The following is a 16,727-nucleotide window of genomic DNA, read 5'->3' on the forward strand; positions in this document are numbered from 1 at the left end:
TTTCCCTACTTTCCTGAAGCTTTATTTTGCGTGTGTGTCCAATATTTAACAATATAATGACTTAAGAAGTATACAAACACCCACAGGATTAGCATAAATGGTAATGATACACCTAATTCCTTGTACGTAAATGCTTCGGTATAAGCTGTTAAAGGTAATGTCATTAAAGTGTCCCCTGGCCCCCCACGAGTTAAAGCAAAAATAATATCAAACATTTGCAAGGACAACATCAATCGGAACAATACTGCAATAATTAACATTGGCATGATCATTGGCAAAGTTAAATTTTTGAAAGTAAACCATGCTGAACCACCATCAATCATAGCCGATTCGAACGGTGCTTTCGGCAATGAACGTAAACCGGCTAATACTAGGATGGTTACAAATGGCGTAAAAACCCATGCATCAATGATTAATACCGTAAATAATGCTGTTGAAGGGTCCGCTCCCCAATTAAAGTTTGAAATTCCGAGCTGTCTTAACCAGTCACTGTATATCCCAACTGAATTATTCGTCATTAATTGCCATATAATTGTCGCGATAACCGGAGCAATAACTAGAGGAAAAATTAAAATGATACGAAGTGCTCTTGATAGAATATTCTCGCGATTTAACAATAGCGCAATCCCGATTCCCAGTAATGTTTCGATTAATGTCGCTAAACCAGCATATAATAAGGTAACACCAACACTATGCCAGAAATCTGCAGAGGTAAGCATCGCTATCCAATTTTCTAATCCAACAAATACATAGTCTGGATATTTAAAAGAATAATTGGTTAATGAAAAATAAATTGCCATGCCAAACGGGATTAAAATTCCGATGGTAAGTAAAAAAGCAGGACCTAAAATGATAAACGGTCTCATTTTAATCTTTAAAGGCACTTTATTTGTCAAATGTTCTTCTTCTAGTTCTTCATACGCTTCTGTTGCCATTTGAATTTCCCCCTTGGATAACAGGGTGGAGGAAGCTCCACCCTTAACATTTTAAGTATTTATTCTGCTCTTACTCTGGAAACTCTCTCCTGAATATCTGCATTTAATTGATTCATTCTTTCCTCTGCATCAGCACCATTCACAATATCTTGCAATGCTGCTGCCCATTCAGTAGTAGTATTAAAAAATTCTGGTTGTGGTGTAAATTTAATGGTTGATCCATCAATTAACTCATTAAACGTTTCTACATAACCTTCAATGTCTCCGATTCTTTCCTGATATTCATCACTTTCAAATACAGATTTTCTAACCGGATCTACTACATTCGCTTCTGTTGCGCCCCATTGCATATGCTCTTTACTAGTAAAGTACTGCATAAACAACCAAGCAGCATCTTTTTTCTCGGATGATTTATTCATAGCGATAGACCATACCCACATGTTTGTTCCAAGCTCACCATCCTTTGTACGAGGTGGCGTGGTGACCCCAATGTTCCCAGCTTCCAGAGCTTCCCCTGGCACATTATGAAATATTGCCCAGTTACTAGCGTCGTAAGCAAATGCTGCTTTACCTTGTGCCAAATCGTTTGAAACTTGATACCACGTATAACTTGACCAATCAGAAGGACCTGCTTTATTTACTAGTTCGGCAAACTTTTCTGTAATTTCAATCGATTCCGGGCTATTAAGATGGGGTACTAGCGAACCATCTTCTACCGTAAAATCTACTGCTCCATGGTTATCAAACGAAGTCATATATCCTGGATGAATAGTTGCCCATGACCTAGTACCCCGAGTACCTACACCATAACTACCTTCACCATTCCACCCATCCAATTGGGCACCAACTTCTATTAATTCTTCCATCGTTTCCGGTGGTTCTTCTAAACCAAGAGATTCCAACGCACGTTTGTTATAGTGTAATAAATTAAACTCGTAAGCTAATGGTACTGTATATAAGTTTCCTTCACCTACTGCATGTCCCGGAACACCATCCCAACGACCTGCACCTAAAATACCTTCATAAAAATCATCCACATCATAATCCGGAGATGTTCTGTTCTCATCTTCAATAAAGGTGTCTAATTCCTGCATATAATCAGCAGTTGCATATTCCCATACCTGATAAGCACCAGTCATAAAAACGTCTGGATTACCATTTTCTGCATTTAATGAAGTTGTTAATTTATCAAAATAGTTTTCTTCTGGTGTAAGTGAGTGATTTACCTTAATTCCAGTTTTCTCCTCAAATTCCGGTATTCTTTCGATAATAGCTTCCGCATATGGATGTTGATTAAGCATCACCTCAATCTCTTCTCCATCAAAGCGCTTCCAATCAAACCCGTCAAGTTCTTCTAAATCAACCGTATCTGTTGAGGAGCTATCCCCCTTATTTTCTGTAGCGCTTTCATTAGAACAGGCAATTGTAAACATGAATGCAAGAACACTTATGAAGCCAAATATTATTCTTTTCAATTCGTTTTCCTCCCTAATTTTTTTAGCAAAATGTTTTATGTTTGTCTCTATTTATTTTCACCTCCTAACGTTTTTTCTTTCTTGCGTTTTATTTTACATTATTATTTTTTGTTGTCAATACGTTTCGTTTATTTTCATTTTATGTTTTTAAAGTGAAAATACTTTATGTTTTCTTTATTTCACCGTAACCAGCTGTATGGTTGAATACTGATTTTTTAGTTTCTCAAAAAACTCTTTAGGGGCTTGTTCACTTGTGATTAATACATCGATTTCATTTGTTTCGAGTGACGTAACTACTGATTTTCGGTTTATCTTTGTATGATCTACTACCGCGACACATTTCTCAGCTCTCTCAGCCATATATTTTTTCAATTGAGCTTCGTGAACACTGAAATCATTTAGTCCACTTTCCACAGTAAAACCGTGTGGTGATGTAAAAAAAATATCAGAATTAATTTCTGATAAAATTGTTTTTCCAAGTGAGCCTTCTATTTCTGTACTTCCTGGCCTGACTAACCCTCCGATCATAATGACATTCAAGCTTGTATTCTCGGCAAGAATCTGGGCAGTTACAAGACCATTTGTAATTACAGTTAAATTCTTTTTATATACAACTAATTGCTTTGCTAACTCTAAGCAAGTAGAACTTGCATCAATGGTTATGCAATACTTCCCCTCAATCTGTTCCATCGCTTTATCACTAAGCAATTTTTTCTCTGATTGATTTTGCTCCACCCTAGATCTAAATGCTAAATTCGGGTCATATTGCTCCGGTAACATTGCCCCACCATGGGTTTTTACTAAAAACCCTTCCTCTTCTAAGATTTTCAGGTCATTTCGTAATGTTCCTTCTGATACACCAAACTCCCTGGATGTATCTTTTACTAATAATTGTTTCTTTTCGTTTAAAATTTGAATAATTTTTTTCCTTCGGCTAGGTGCTAACATGTTTTCACTCCTTTTTATATTAAAGTAAATCAACTGGTTTTAATCAATTATTTTCGAGTTATTCTTTTGTTTGTTATTGTTTCGCATTGTTTATGTTGCCATTATAATCATAATCACTAATAAATGTAAAGGAGGGGCAGCACTTTATTAAAAGGATTAGAAATCCTAATTATAGATATATATTGAACTAATTGATAAAGCTACAGGAAAAACAAATCGTATTAACCTCCTCTATTACTTAGGAATTCAAAAACCATTATCCATATGCGAGAATTTAAGTTTGAGGTAGTGAAGTTTGAAAGATATCAACCAGTCACCTGTAACAGCTCCTGACAAAGAAGACTTATTTCTTTATATTGCTTGATACTTTTGCCTATGAAGATTTGGATATTGTATAAAGCAGTTACAAACGCGATAGAATTATCGTTACAAATGCAGATAAACTTTCCTTAAATCTGAAAGATGTGCTGCTATGAAGCCACTACTGGCCAAAGACTGAAAACATTATTGAGAAATCATTATATTTCATGAGAGAACATGCTTTAAGGAGGAAGTATTGCTCCTGAACGCTACATAAATTTTCAGGGATAAACTTGTGGAGTCAGATATTCATATGGGGATTTTGGACAACTTATTTGGTAATGTGGTGGAGGTTGGATCATTTACCTAAAAAATCGAGCCTAAATATATTGTTTCTTCAATTATTAATTTTACACGAGGGAAATTGAAAACGAGAGATAGTTAAATGGATTTAATCCAAGAATATAATCAACTAAGGCACAATAGTGATTGTGGAAATCGACATTATCCTATTGAAATCGAAAAGAAAATGATTAATAACCAAGTTTTTATGAATTGATTGACTATTAAACATTACAATACCAACATATGGATTTAAAAACATGTATGAAGTAGCGAGGGGCAGAAGTAAATCAAATGATCAGATGCTGGTTAGACTATAATTAGCATTCTTATGGCGTTACTAGTCAAGTCTATTTTACTCAGTCGATCACACCAAGCTTCAGGAGTTGAACACCATCTTAAAAAACAATTATTGCATAAAGCAAAAGTTACCGTGGTATGTCAACTTATTGCTGCTCAATACCTTATTTGATATCAAGGAACGGCAAAAAAACTGAATACAATCAAATCAGAGATTACTTTGACAAATTCATTTGTATTGGCCCACATAAAAGAAACTAACGGCTAAACTCATCACTAAAAACGGTTAAAGACCCTTGGTTTATGTGAACCTAAGGTCTTCCAACCGATTTAGTACAGACAGCAGCATGTAGAAAGGTCATGATTACAAAAACACTTTTGCGTTTTTGTCCTAAAAATCAAATTAGAAATTTACTTTTCCTTTTCTTCTACATCGAAATCATCATCCACTTCGTCTTCGAGATCGTCATCATCGAAGTCAAAGTCATCATCAGCGAGATCTGAATCCAGTTCCTCGTCATCGAAACCAGCTAAATCCTCTTTACTAATAATTGTTTCATCGAGATCTTCCGTTTCCTCCAATGGTTCCACTGGAGCTTTTTTCTTTTTAGCTTTTTTCTTTTTCTTCTTTTTCGGTACAGGTGTAATATCTTCATCAATCTCTTCTACTGGATACCACCTTTTTAATCCCCACATGTTCGAACCTTTTGTCATAAAACGGCCATCTATATTTAAGTCAGTATAAAATTGCGAGATCCATATATCTTTTTCCGCTTCGGATAAATTCTTTAATTTAGCCACACGTTCATATATATCACGGAAATTAATTGCTTTATTTTCTTCTTCTAAAATTAACGTTGCAATATCAATCATTGCCATTTCATCTATACTTTCTTTTGTTATGTCTTTTAAACTCACGCTTTAGCACTCCTTTTTTTCTAATCTATATGTAAACAAAATCACTGATTAGTTAAGTTCTACCATCATATTATATGGCTTTGTTAATTGAAATGCAACAATCTTTAAGGAAGCTAGTTTTCAAGAAAAGATACCAGCTTTTCAACTTTTTCTTCTGTCAGATCACCGGAGTTGTCAAAGATTTCGATGTTTCCTTTCGGGATATCCCAGTTGATAGTAGGAACGAAATCTACTCTTGTTTCATACGAATCCCAATTTTCCAGCTTCCATGTGTCGCGTTCTGTACCACGTTCTTCAATTCGTTTTCGTTGTTGCTCAATATCCTGAAGTGTTACTACTACTACCTTCACATCAACTTCTTCTTTCGTTTTACCGCTAGCCGTAACCACTTCTTCAATCCATTCTTTATTTTTTAATTCGGCAGTAAATGGGGAAATCATAAATACATTTTGTCCAACACGTAAGTTTTCAATACATATATCTTTCGTAGTATCGTACTCTAAATCACGAAGGTTTTCTTTATAAAATTTGGAATCACGATCTTTTGGATCTAGATCATTCATTTCAAGAAAACGTTCCACAAAACGTCCCCCAACTGTATCACGATCAAGAAATGCGCATGGAATATGTTCTGAAATTTTCTCTGCTACTGTTGTTTTACCTGTTCCTGCCACACCTACAAAAAACACTAATTTCTGCATGATTTACACCTCTTTTATTAATCTGTTCCTTCTTTATGTTAACTTATTATTTCAAAAAACGCATCCATTATGTTGCTTATGATTTTAACCTTTTTTGGGTATAGTAACAAGAGGGAAATGAGGGAAAAACATATGCTATGGATCATCATCTTATTAATTCTTTTATTAATGATAGATTTTCAAGTTGGTCGTTTTCTTGTTTCAAAGCGAAATAATAGTCAAAGTTGGCAGACAACTACTGAAGAAGTAGAATTGTTCGCTGAGGGGAATTCCCTGTTTGAGGCAATGATTGCCGATATAGAGAAAGCTACAGAATCAATTGATATTCAATTTTTTATTATTCGTAACGATCGCATAAGTAATCAATTTTATACGTTGCTCGCCCGTAAGCATGCAGAAGGAGTACGAGTTAGGTTATTGACCGATTGGGTGGGTAGTTTTAAATTTCGCAAAAAATGGCTTAATCAAAAGTTTTTTGTACGTAAAACGAATCCACCTCGTTTTCCTTTCTTCTACCATCTACAGCAGCGAAATCATCGCAAAGTGCTTGTGATTGATCAGAGGATCAGTTATTTTGGTGGCTTTAATTTAGGGGATGAATATGTTGGTAAGGATGTTAAGCTAGGAAAATGGCGTGATTATCATTTGCGGATGATTGGAAAGATTGGAGAAGTGATGCAGGAAAGCTTTACTAATGATTGGGGATTCACGAATAAAGGACAAATCCCTCAAACCGGTGATATAGAGGTATTATCAACAGAGGGGGAAGTATTGGAAAAAGAGTTGCTTGATTATATCGAGAACGCAAAAGAAACGATTGAAATTGGCTCCCCTTATTTTATACCAACCCGAAAACTCGCACAGGCACTAATGGATGCCTTGGCAAGAGGCGTCGACGTGACGATTTTGGTTCCGGAAAAAGCTGATCATATTATCGCTAAAGCAGCGGCATTACCTTACTTCAGAAAAATGAAGGAGCATGGCGCAACTATTTATTTATATGTCGATGGCTTTTTTCACGGAAAGGTATTATTTTTTGATCGAAAAATCTGTGATGCAGGTACAGCCAATTTCGACCGCAGAAGCCTTCAATTGAATCAGGAATTAAACCTGATCGTTGGCCATGAACATCCTATCTACCATGTAATGCGCAAAACGTTTGACTTTGATATAAGCACAAGCAAAAGAATGACAGACACCTGGCTTAACCACCAACCCCTATACCTCAAAATCCTGTCATGGATCAGCATCCCCTTCCGTATTTTTTTATGATGCAGAAGGGGATTTTAATTCGTTTTAGATACAAACTGCGAAATAGTGAAAATCAAATTTCTCTGCTCCATTCAATCCATAGGAAGTGCTGAAATACCGCTCCGGCAGAATACTTCGCTTTCCGTGGGCACGGCTTCAGCTAACTTGGTAAAGAAAATCACTTTACCAAGTGGATCTTCAGCTCGCGCTGTTCCCACTGGAGTCTACGTATTCTGCCTGCGCTAGTAGTAATTCTTTTATTTTTGGAGGAATAGAACTAATGGAGTATATTCTATGGATTCCCTCATACTTATCCAGGAAACTACTCTAAGCTGCGGAAAAATGCGACACTCCTGTGGGAGAGGAACAGTCTGAAGACCCCGCAGTGAGCGTTCTTTGCTCGCGAGGAGGCTGAAGCGTTCCCCACGGAAAGGGAGTGTTTTTCCGCAGCGTTGGACTTGCACTCATCTCCTAAACGATGGGAGGAAGGAACATAAAAGTTGCTGCGTAGTTTATGTTTTATGTCCACCATTGTGTACATACTATATGCGTTTTCTGATATTCGTTGTAGAAAAAGCTATAGCGGAGGCAGCCGAAGCGATTTCCTTGCACACGATAACTTTCATCATAAAAGTGATAAACAATAAGACTAGTCATCTCTTTTTATATATTGCTCATTTCAGATGTGAATAGGATACCTAAATGCTGTGATACCAACGGTTTACCTACCTTACAAGCAAAAAAGCTACGATAATCGTAGCTTTTACATACTTTCTGGTGCGTGGACACCGATTAGTTTCATTCCGTTTGCTAGTGTGATGCGAACTGCTTCCATTAGTGCTAGTCTTGCTTTTGTCCCATCAATGTCGTCTTCGCTGATTACTTTTTCAGCGTTGTAGAAGCTGTGTAAGTTTGCTGCTAAGTCGAAAATGTATTGTGTGATACGATGTGGTGTGCGATTTTCCGCTGCATCGGCAACCACTTGGGTAAACTCACCTAGCTTTTTCAATAAGTCCTCGGCTTTTTCGGACTGCAAACCAGTTGCATCATAATCTGCAAAATCAATTCCTTTTTCTCCTGCTTGTTTCAGCATTGTACAAATACGTGCATGTGCATACTGTACATAGTAAACAGGATTATCGTTAGACTGTGATTTAGCTAAGTCCATATCAAAGTCTAAATGTGAATCTGCTGAGCGCATCACAAAGAAATAACGCATAGCATCAATGCCGACTTCCTCCATTAATTCACGTAAGGTCACTGCTTTACCAGTACGCTTACTCATCTTCACCTTTTCACCATTTTCAAAAAGATTCACCATTTGAATAATTTCGACTTCCAACGTATCAGTATCATAGCCTAAAGCTTGAATAGCTGCGCGCATTCTTGGAATATAGCCGTGATGGTCTGCTCCCCAAATATTTATCAACTTATCAAAGCCACGATCTAGCTTATTTTTGTGATAGGCAATATCTGGTGATAGGTACGTATAGGAACCGTCTTGTTTGATTAACACACGATCCTTATCATCCCCGAAATCAGTTGTACGGAACCATGTAGCTCCATCTTGTTCATAGATATATCCTTTTTCTTTTAATAATTCAATTGCCGGAACAATTTTATTTTCTTCGTATAATGACGTTTCTGAGAACCAATTATCAAACGTTACACGGAATTGTCCTAAATCTTTTGCCAATTTATCTAATTCGAATTTCAAGCCATATTCTCGGAAAAAGGATTGCTGCTCCTCTTCTGATTTCTCCAGCAATGCTTCCCCATGTTCCTTTGCCAAAGATTCTCCGATGCCAATGATATCAGCGCCATGATAACCGTCTTCAGGCATGGGATAGTCTTTCCCTAAAGCTTGCATAAAACGGGCTTGTACCGATAAAGCAAGATTGTTTATTTGATTTCCGGCATCATTAATGTAATACTCTCGCTGCACTTCATAACCTGCTTTATCTAAAATATTGCATAATGCATCACCAACTGAAGCACCACGAGCATGCCCTAAGTGCAAGTCCCCTGTTGGATTAGCTGAGACGAACTCGACTTGAACTTTTTCAGCCTTACCCGTGTTTGAAGATCCATATGCTTCCCCTTGTTCTAAAATAGTTGGGATTAAATTCGTTAAGTATTGGTTGTCGATGAAGAAATTGATAAAACCTGGTCCTGCAATATCAACACTTTTAATCGATGCTTTCGAATGATCCAATTGGGCAACTATATCTTCAGCAATTTGACGCGGTGCTTTTTTGGCGATTTTAGCAAGCTGCATAGCGATGTTTGTTGCATAATCACCGTGAGCTTTATCTTTCGGTTGTTCGAGTACAACAGCAGGAATTTCTTCTTCCGTTGCCAACTCTGCTGCCAGTACAGCACGTTTAATTTCCGCCTTTAAATTTTCCTGCATCTTTTGCATCACGTTCATACAATAACCTCCATTAGTTTTCTTTTTTTACCATAATCGTTAAGCGGTGACGTCTTGGTGATTCCCCATTTAAGCTGGTTTGATAACTGATAAATAATTTGCCATTTTTATTAGCAACAGGTGATCGATATAAAATTTGATCTGTTTCAGTTTCCATGTGCATGGTCCCAAATGCATGGCGATAGACATTTTCCGTTATTTGCTTTTTTTGAAACTTTTGCAGCATCGATACTGCTCCAGACCTTTTGACAGTAACTTTGTCAGGTTGAATGGTAATCAGGGAATCTGTTTGTTCGTTATTTTCGTTTGTTTCACTAAATTTCAAAACAGTAGTCTCATCTTTTTCCAATAACTGACCTTTTTCTTCGACGACCGTAACGTCTTTGTTTCCTAGGTCGATAATTTCCATTGTCATCTTAATGGATACGGGAGATTTATTCACGTTATCATTCATCCTTCTATTGATCAAGGGCGTTTAACGCCTCAAGTGGTAATCTTGCATAAAAATAATCATCACGTTCTTCAATAAAACGTTGGTAAGATGTTCGTAATAAATATTTATCTTGCTTAGCTCGTCCTAAATAATATTGTTGAAATGGGGTAAGTTGATCGAAGCTTTCTAATATACGAATACATTTGTCCAAGTCATTTTCTGCCAATGCAATATGGGCCTGCTCTGCCTTATCTTCACTTGTAATACCTTCTGTTCTCTTATAATATGCTGCGATAAAAGGAAGAGTAAAGTTTTTTAAACCGTACAATGCTCGCTCATATTGTAATTGCCTTGCCATTTCCATGGCGACAGAGACATGGTGCATCGCCTGATCATAGCTTTCGAATAAGTAACCTTGCGCCAAAATATTATGAATATCAATTTCTTTCAGTTGATTATTTGTTTCCTTTAATAATTGATAACCATACTTACGTGATAAAATCAGTTCATTTCGTTTCCAATGATAATTAAATAATGCCTCATTTAATCTCGAATTAAATAAATCATATAATAATGGATCTTTTACATAGAGGAGATCTTGTTTAATCGAATCATTAAAAGTCCCAATTTTGCCATACTGATGCATATCAAAATAACTGTATATATGAACTAGATTACGAAGAATTTTTAATGTATACTCTTCATCATTTATCTTCAAGCGATTTACTGATTGTATATACTTTGCAGGAGCAGCAGGCTTCAATTGTTTTGCTCTCAATGTTTTACGGTCATACATGATTTGATAAATTCGTGATGTTTTTCGGACCAACTTGTTTGTAGCGTATTGTGTCTGATCAATCAAAAGCTTTAACTCTTCAAATAAACCATTGGCATACAAATATTCCATTGCCGTACATTGATTTACTTCATTTTTACTTGCTAAGCAAATTTCACTCATATCATTTAATTCGTTTGGCTGACCCTTCAACTGCTGATAAACAACGTGTAGAGGCATTTCTGTATCATTCAACAAAAATTCACTCACGATTTGATTCCTTTTCATGTAATATCTCCTACTCCTAAATAAACTGTAACATATTTTATCATATTTACGTCATAGTTTACATATCGTGTGACTTATTTCACCCAGCCTAATAACATTTCCCGCACAAACTTACTGGCAGCAATCACTGTCTGTTCGGTTGGATCATAATTTGGTGCTACTTCGACAAGATCGGCCCCGACTACGTGCACTTGTGATTGTGCAATCAAATGAATAGCTGATAATAATTCCTTAGATGAAATGCCTCCTGCTTCCGCGGTTCCTGTACCTGGGGCAAAAGCGGGGTCTAATACATCAATATCAATTGTGACATAAACGGGACGTCCCGCTAATTTTGGTAGCATTTCCTGTAATGGCTCAGCCACATCAAACTTCGCCATGTACATACCGCTTTCTTCGGCATAACGGAATTCCTCACGATCACCGGATCGAATACCAAAGGAAAAAACATTTTCAGGACCAATTCTTTCACAAACTTTCCGAATCGGTGTCGAATGAGATAACGGCTCACCCTCATATTCCTCTCGTAAATCTGCATGAGCATCAATGTGGATTACCGCCAAATCTGGATACTTTTCATACATTGCTTCGATAATCGGCCAGCTAACAAGATGTTCACCGCCTAAGCCTAACGGAAACTTTCCTTTAGCTAAAATTTGATCAATATAATCACGAATCATTTCCAGGCTTCTCTGTGGATTACCAAATGGAAGCGGAATATCACCTGCATCAAAATAGGTCACTTCTTCTAAATGACGATCTAAATATGGACTATATTCCTCAAGGCCAATCGATGCCTCACGAATCCGATTCGGCCCAAAACGTGATCCAGGACGGAAGCTCACCGTCCAATCCATAGGCATACCATAAAGTATCGCATCCGCTTCTTCAACATCTGGTCGTGACATGATAAATACTTTTCCAGAGTATGCTTCGTCAAATCGCATGTAACTTCCTCCTCTAAACAGTTAAATCCTCAACAAATTTTGGTAAAACAAAACAAGCATGATGCAGCTGTTTTGTATAATACTTCGTTTCTATTTCAAAAAAACGTTCCTCTTTTACTTTTAACGGGTCATGAATCTTACTGCCAATTGTAAATGTCCATAAGCCGCTTGGATAAGTGGGAATATTCGCCGTATAAAGCCGAGTTACAGGAAAGATTTCTTTTACATCCGCATATACTTGGCGAATTAAATCTGCTTTAAACCAAGGGTTATCAGTTTGTGCTACAAAGATACCGTCGTCTTTTAACGCCTTTGATATATCCGCGTAAAATCCTTTGGTAAAAAGATTAACAGCTGGTCCAACTGGTTCGGTAGAATCGACCATGATAACATCGTACGCCTTTTCACTTTCCGCTATATGCATAAATCCATCAGCAACCCGCACTTCTACACGTGAATCATCTAATTTGCCAGCGATGGACGGTAAATATTTTTTGGAGTATTCAATGACCTTTCCGTCGATATCGACAAGTACTGCTTTTCTAACTGAAGGGTGCTTTAAGATTTCACGAATAACTCCTCCGTCACCACCGCCTACGACCAAAACTTCCTTAGGGTTTGGGTGTGTAAACAATGGAACGTGTGCGACCATTTCGTGATAGACAAATTCATCTTTCTCTGTCGTCATGACCATGTCATCAAGCAACAACATATTACCCCACTCTGCTGTTTCAACCATGTCTAGCTTTTGAAAATCGGTTTGTTCTGTATGAAATGTTTTATTAATTTTTGCGGTAATGCCAAAGTTCTCAGTTTGTTTCTCGGTAAACCATAATCCCATCTGGATCGCTCCTTTATCTATATCAAGTAATTATTTTTGTAGTAAACAATACTATTCTAGAGTTTTTCCGTAAAAAATCAAGTGATTCTTTCATCTTACATGTTTATACCCTGCTTGTTTTATCCATAATGCTAATGATGGGTAAAACGGAACAAAATGCAGAAGAACTGTTCAGAGTTGAAATAGTTTAAAATTTTCTCATAGATGTTGAAATGGAGGTGTGGTCTGGTGAAGCGTAGACGTAGGAGGAGAAGGAGACGGTTATTGAAGTCTATTTTTTTCTTAATATTGATGATGGGTTCTTGTATTGCAGTGCTGTTGATTGCTAGCTTTTTACTTGGCCCGCCTTCATTAGACCGGTCTCAGAATACTATTTATTACAGTAATACGGAAGAAGTGATCGGTGAAGAATTCGGTTCAGAGAAAAGATATTGGGTATCCCTTGATGAAATAGATGACCACTTGGAACAAGCAACAATTTGGACAGAGGATCAACATTTTTATGATCACTTCGGGTTTGATTTTAAACGATTAGCCGGAGCAATCTGGAAGGATATTCGGACCATGTCATTAAAAGAAGGGGCAAGCACGATTACACAACAGTATGCTCGTAACCTTTATCTTACACATGAGAAAACATGGAAACGAAAATTATATGAAGCTTTTTATACCATTCGATTAGAAATGTTTTATGATAAAGATGAACTGTTAGAGGGATATTTAAACACGATATATTTTGGGCATGGCGCGTACGGTATCGAAGCTGCGAGCAAGTTTTTCTTTGATAAATCGGCAACTGAATTAAGTTGGGCAGAAGCAGCGATGCTGGCGGGAATCCCGAAAGGACCATCCCACTATTCACCTTTTCATGACCTTGATAAGGCAAAGGACAGGCAGGAATTTATCTTAACTAACCTCTACGAAAAAAATGTAATCGATAAAGAAACATACGAAACAGCTTTAAATGAAGAGTTAGCCTTTTCCGAAAAACGTACCATTACTACAAAAGGCGTTGCTCCTTATTTTCAGGATGTTGTCGTCAAGGAGTTGCAATCATTACTTGATGTAGACATCGAAGAAATTCGTTCTGGTGGCTACAAAGTTTATACAACATTAGACTTGAAGCAACAACAGGCAATGCAACAAGCATCGGACAAAATATTAAAAAACACGGAAATCCAAATTGGTGCTATGGCGATGGAGCCAGATTCAGGAGCTGTCACTGCTCTGATCGGTGGACAGGATTATAAAGCTTCTTCTTTTAACCGAGTAACACAAGCAAAAAGAATGCCAGGATCTGCTTTTAAACCTTTTCTATATTATACTGCTTTAGAAAATGGTATGACGCCAGCTACAACACTTATGAGTAAACCAACCACGTTTGAGTTAGCAGATGGTAAGGTTTATCAGCCTAGTAACTATAATGATTATTATGCGAACCAACCAATCACAATGGCACAAGCACTGGCACTATCTGACAATATTTACGCTGTCAAAACTAATTTGTATGTGACACCAAAGCGATTTGCACGAGTAGTCGAAAACAAATTTCAATTTAAAAGTGAATTAGATCCAGTCGCATCGTTAGCATTAGGAACCGAAGTGGTAACGGTGCGGGAAATGGTGACAGGATACAGTATGCTTGCAAATGGCGGATTAGATGTGGATGCCCATACGATCACAAAAGTAACAGATCCTTATGGTGAAGTGTTATATGATCGGGAGAAAGAACAAACAGAAGATAAAGGATGGAGTCTTTTTTCCAAGTCTGAGGATAAACAAGTATTGAAAAAAGAGTATGCTTATATCCTGACTGATATGATGAAGGGTATGTTCCAGGAAGAATTAAACGGTTATATGAGTGTAACCGGTGCCTCTATCGCTGACAAACTAACTCGAGATTATGCTGGAAAATCAGGAACAACTAATGTAGATAATTGGATGATCGGCTTTACCCCATCACTTACTGCTGGCGTTTGGGTCGGTTATGACGATAATCGAGAAATAGTAAAAACCAGTGATAAAAGATATGCCAAGGAAGTATGGGCAAGTTTTATGGAGTCAGCCCATAAAGACTTACCTGAAGAACATATTGTGAAACCGGAGAATGTAGTAGAAGTATCGATTGATTTAAATACGGGTTTTCTGGCAACAGATGAATGTGGCCAGACTCATAAGATGTTATTTGTGCGAGGAACACAGCCGACGAAATATTGTACAGTCCATTTAGAAGAATATGAACATGATCATCCTGGAGAATTAGATGAGATGATTCCGGAAGATCGCTTGCTCGAAAACTGGTGGGAATGGATGTGGAAAGGAGAAGACGGAAGATAGAACGGAAAAAGGCTGGGCAAATGCCCAGCCTTTTCCGGTCCTAGTAACTAAGAGTTACCATGTGTGTATATTTTATAAAAAATTGTTCTCATAGGACAAGTATAATTGTTCATTTTCAGATAAAGTTCACAAAATGTTCATTATTCTGGTAATGCTTGTTTTAGTTCATCGGACGAATTTTTCCACATTTCAGAATCAAATTCTCGCAAGAAATCAGCGAGTAACTTTTGTGATTTCTCATCCATATGATCAACAATCACATGCCCTTTCATCGATTTATCCATATGGTTTACGTGCTCCGGCATTGATTTGTAAGCACGTTTGATCGAACGGTCGACACGGATTTCACATCCAGTCACACCATGAAAGTACGGGCCATTTTCTCCACGTTCAACCGTGACCCAGACAATCCAGTACAGTTTACCGTTTGGTACATCTTCCTTATTCGGGAGAAACTTCACACGACGTTCCACTTCACTTCTCGCATGCATCGCTCCCATATCAACAAAGGCACGATCTTCATTCGGATCAACAATCACCGGGGAGATATTTTCTAAACTGACAGAACCAACACCATATCCTCCATGACCATCCGTGGAATCGTCCTTCATGATTGTAAATGCATTGGATTTCTTCTTCTTCTCTTCACTCATGACAATCCTCCTACTCATTTTACTTTTCATTGTAGCATGTTTAAAAGTGAGTTTTCATCTTCTTTGTTTCCCTCTTTTTACTTTTACGATACAATTATATTGAAAAGTTTCAATATAAAGGAGAGAATACATATGCCATACGTAACAGTTCAAATGCTGGAAGGACGAACAGATGAACAGCGCAAAGCGTTAATTGAAAAAGTAACAGATGCAATTGTCGAGACAACAGGGGCATCTCGCGAAAAGGTTGTCGTGTTTGTCGAGGATATTGACAAACGAAATTATGGTGTTGGTGGTAAGCGTTTAGTTGACTAATTTTGGATGAAGGACACTCTCACTGATTTTTATTCATGTGTCCTTCATTTTCTATTTTTATCCTTTTGTTGATATACTATCGATATGAAAGGATGTGTTTTGTATGGTTTATGCTAGTATAGGCGAATTTAACGCTATCGGTATTATCATTGCTCTTATCTCGTTTATCTTCTTTCTTACTATTATTATACTGATAACCTCACTAATTTTCCGCCCTAAACAAAATAGGAAACAACTAGAGCGGATCGAGGAAAAATTGGATAGACTCTTAGATGATCGAGTAGGAGGATAATCATTAATTGATTATCCGACCTCTCACACCACCGTACGTACGGATCCGTATACGGCGGTTCCAACTTATTTAGGCATGCACCTTTCTATAGTGCTGTAGACTAGAGATTAATCCGAAGTTGGTTAATCTCTGGTTAGTTATTGTAGTGGTCAGTATCCATGAGTAGGCAATACGGGTTACTCCTTTGCTAGTGTGACTATTCTTATATGCGTTGTATTTATCCATCCCTAATTTTATTAGATTCT

Annotated in this window: 15 protein-coding genes; 4 read left to right on the top strand and 11 right to left on the bottom strand. The window is 37.3% G+C overall.

Annotated elements, in window-relative coordinates; all coding sequences use genetic code 11:
* Positions 1 to 5 precede the first annotated feature (5 nt).
* The 5 genes from ACTWP4_RS03290 to ACTWP4_RS03310 form a co-directional block, all read right to left on the bottom strand.
* Positions 6 to 935 carry a carbohydrate ABC transporter permease gene (locus tag ACTWP4_RS03290; RefSeq protein ID WP_443127325.1) on the bottom strand — a complete coding sequence of 310 codons (930 nt, stop codon included), beginning with the start codon at positions 933 to 935 and terminating at the stop codon, positions 6 to 8.
* Positions 936 to 994: 59 nt separating this feature from the next.
* Positions 995 to 2,410: an ABC transporter substrate-binding protein gene (locus tag ACTWP4_RS03295; RefSeq protein ID WP_443127326.1), complete on the bottom strand. Its 1,416-nt coding sequence runs from the start codon at positions 2,408 to 2,410 to the stop codon at positions 995 to 997.
* A 174-nt stretch (positions 2,411 to 2,584) separates the two neighbouring features.
* Positions 2,585 to 3,358 (bottom strand): DeoR/GlpR family DNA-binding transcription regulator, encoded by a 774-nt coding sequence (locus ACTWP4_RS03300; RefSeq protein ID WP_443127327.1) that lies wholly within the window; start codon positions 3,356 to 3,358, stop codon positions 2,585 to 2,587.
* A gap of 1,353 nt (positions 3,359 to 4,711) precedes the next feature.
* On the bottom strand, positions 4,712 to 5,218 hold the full coding sequence (rpoE, locus tag ACTWP4_RS03305) for a DNA-directed RNA polymerase subunit delta (protein WP_443127328.1): 507 nt from the start codon (positions 5,216 to 5,218) through the stop codon (positions 4,712 to 4,714).
* 113 nt (positions 5,219 to 5,331) lie between these two features.
* The gene (locus ACTWP4_RS03310; protein WP_443127329.1) at positions 5,332 to 5,919 is read right to left on the bottom strand and encodes an AAA family ATPase; all 588 of its coding nucleotides are present in this window, start codon (positions 5,917 to 5,919) and stop codon (positions 5,332 to 5,334) included.
* Between the two features lie 132 nt (positions 5,920 to 6,051).
* Here ACTWP4_RS03310 and ACTWP4_RS03315 point away from each other — a divergent pair, with 132 nt between their 5' ends.
* Entirely contained in the window at positions 6,052 to 7,191 is a 1,140-nt protein-coding gene (locus ACTWP4_RS03315) for a phospholipase D-like domain-containing protein (protein WP_443127330.1), read from the top strand.
* A 742-nt stretch (positions 7,192 to 7,933) separates the two neighbouring features.
* Here the strand turns inward: ACTWP4_RS03315 and argS are convergent.
* The 5 genes from argS to speE all read right to left on the bottom strand — a co-directional run bounded on the left by argS (position 7,934) and on the right by speE (position 12,885).
* Positions 7,934 to 9,601 carry an arginine--tRNA ligase gene (gene argS, locus ACTWP4_RS03320; protein ID WP_443127331.1) on the bottom strand — a complete coding sequence of 556 codons (1,668 nt, stop codon included), beginning with the start codon at positions 9,599 to 9,601 and terminating at the stop codon, positions 7,934 to 7,936.
* 13 nt (positions 9,602 to 9,614) lie between these two features.
* Positions 9,615 to 10,043, bottom strand: a complete 429-nt coding sequence (locus ACTWP4_RS03325; RefSeq protein WP_443127332.1) for a DUF1934 domain-containing protein — start codon at positions 10,041 to 10,043, stop codon at positions 9,615 to 9,617.
* 16 nt (positions 10,044 to 10,059) lie between these two features.
* Positions 10,060 to 11,097, bottom strand: a complete 1,038-nt coding sequence (locus ACTWP4_RS03330) for an AimR family lysis-lysogeny pheromone receptor (RefSeq protein WP_443127333.1) — start codon at positions 11,095 to 11,097, stop codon at positions 10,060 to 10,062.
* Between the two features lie 74 nt (positions 11,098 to 11,171).
* Positions 11,172 to 12,044 carry an agmatinase gene (gene speB / locus ACTWP4_RS03335; RefSeq protein WP_443127334.1) on the bottom strand — a complete coding sequence of 291 codons (873 nt, stop codon included), beginning with the start codon at positions 12,042 to 12,044 and terminating at the stop codon, positions 11,172 to 11,174.
* Positions 12,045 to 12,057: 13 nt separating this feature from the next.
* Positions 12,058 to 12,885 carry a polyamine aminopropyltransferase gene (gene speE / locus ACTWP4_RS03340; RefSeq protein WP_443127335.1) on the bottom strand — a complete coding sequence of 276 codons (828 nt, stop codon included), beginning with the start codon at positions 12,883 to 12,885 and terminating at the stop codon, positions 12,058 to 12,060.
* Positions 12,886 to 13,149: 264 nt separating this feature from the next.
* On the opposite strand from speE, the gene ACTWP4_RS03345 reads away from it, so the two are divergent.
* Positions 13,150 to 15,222 (top strand): transglycosylase domain-containing protein, encoded by a 2,073-nt coding sequence (locus ACTWP4_RS03345; protein ID WP_443127336.1) that lies wholly within the window; start codon positions 13,150 to 13,152, stop codon positions 15,220 to 15,222.
* Between the two features lie 140 nt (positions 15,223 to 15,362).
* On the opposite strand, the gene ACTWP4_RS03350 is transcribed toward ACTWP4_RS03345, so the two are convergent.
* Positions 15,363 to 15,875 (bottom strand): YwhD family protein, encoded by a 513-nt coding sequence (locus tag ACTWP4_RS03350; RefSeq protein ID WP_443127337.1) that lies wholly within the window; start codon positions 15,873 to 15,875, stop codon positions 15,363 to 15,365.
* Between the two features lie 36 nt (positions 15,876 to 15,911).
* Here ACTWP4_RS03350 and ACTWP4_RS03355 point away from each other — a divergent pair, with 36 nt between their 5' ends.
* Together ACTWP4_RS03355 and ACTWP4_RS03360 are read left to right on the top strand one after the other, a co-directional pair.
* Positions 15,912 to 16,190, top strand: a complete 279-nt coding sequence (locus ACTWP4_RS03355) for a 2-hydroxymuconate tautomerase (RefSeq protein ID WP_443127338.1) — start codon at positions 15,912 to 15,914, stop codon at positions 16,188 to 16,190.
* A 103-nt stretch (positions 16,191 to 16,293) separates the two neighbouring features.
* Positions 16,294 to 16,482 (top strand): hypothetical protein, encoded by a 189-nt coding sequence (locus ACTWP4_RS03360; protein WP_443127339.1) that lies wholly within the window; start codon positions 16,294 to 16,296, stop codon positions 16,480 to 16,482.
* The last annotated feature ends 245 nt before the right edge of the window (positions 16,483 to 16,727 follow it).

It is taken from the genome of Gracilibacillus sp. D59 (assembly GCF_052246695.1).
GTDB lineage: Bacteria > Bacillota > Bacilli > Bacillales > Amphibacillaceae > Gracilibacillus.

Bases quoted from the DNA above. Each gene is read 5' to 3' on its own strand.
- ACTWP4_RS03355 (WP_443127338.1), top strand. From the start codon at position 15,912: ATGTTTAAAAGTGAGTTTTCATCTTCTTTGTTTCCCTCTTTTTACTTT.
- ACTWP4_RS03300 (WP_443127327.1), bottom strand. From the start codon at position 3,358: ATGTTAGCACCTAGCCGAAGGAAAAAAATTATTCAAATTTTAAACGAA.
- argS (WP_443127331.1), bottom strand. From the start codon at position 9,601: ATGAACGTGATGCAAAAGATGCAGGAAAATTTAAAGGCGGAAATTAAA.
- ACTWP4_RS03310 (WP_443127329.1), bottom strand. From the start codon at position 5,919: ATGCAGAAATTAGTGTTTTTTGTAGGTGTGGCAGGAACAGGTAAAACA.
- ACTWP4_RS03350 (WP_443127337.1), bottom strand. From the start codon at position 15,875: ATGAGTGAAGAGAAGAAGAAGAAATCCAATGCATTTACAATCATGAAG.
- speB (WP_443127334.1), bottom strand. From the start codon at position 12,044: ATGCGATTTGACGAAGCATACTCTGGAAAAGTATTTATCATGTCACGA.
- speE (WP_443127335.1), bottom strand. From the start codon at position 12,885: ATGGGATTATGGTTTACCGAGAAACAAACTGAGAACTTTGGCATTACC.
- ACTWP4_RS03315 (WP_443127330.1), top strand. From the start codon at position 6,052: ATGCTATGGATCATCATCTTATTAATTCTTTTATTAATGATAGATTTT.
- ACTWP4_RS03290 (WP_443127325.1), bottom strand. From the start codon at position 935: ATGGCAACAGAAGCGTATGAAGAACTAGAAGAAGAACATTTGACAAAT.
- ACTWP4_RS03330 (WP_443127333.1), bottom strand. From the start codon at position 11,097: ATGAAAAGGAATCAAATCGTGAGTGAATTTTTGTTGAATGATACAGAA.
- ACTWP4_RS03360 (WP_443127339.1), top strand. From the start codon at position 16,294: ATGGTTTATGCTAGTATAGGCGAATTTAACGCTATCGGTATTATCATT.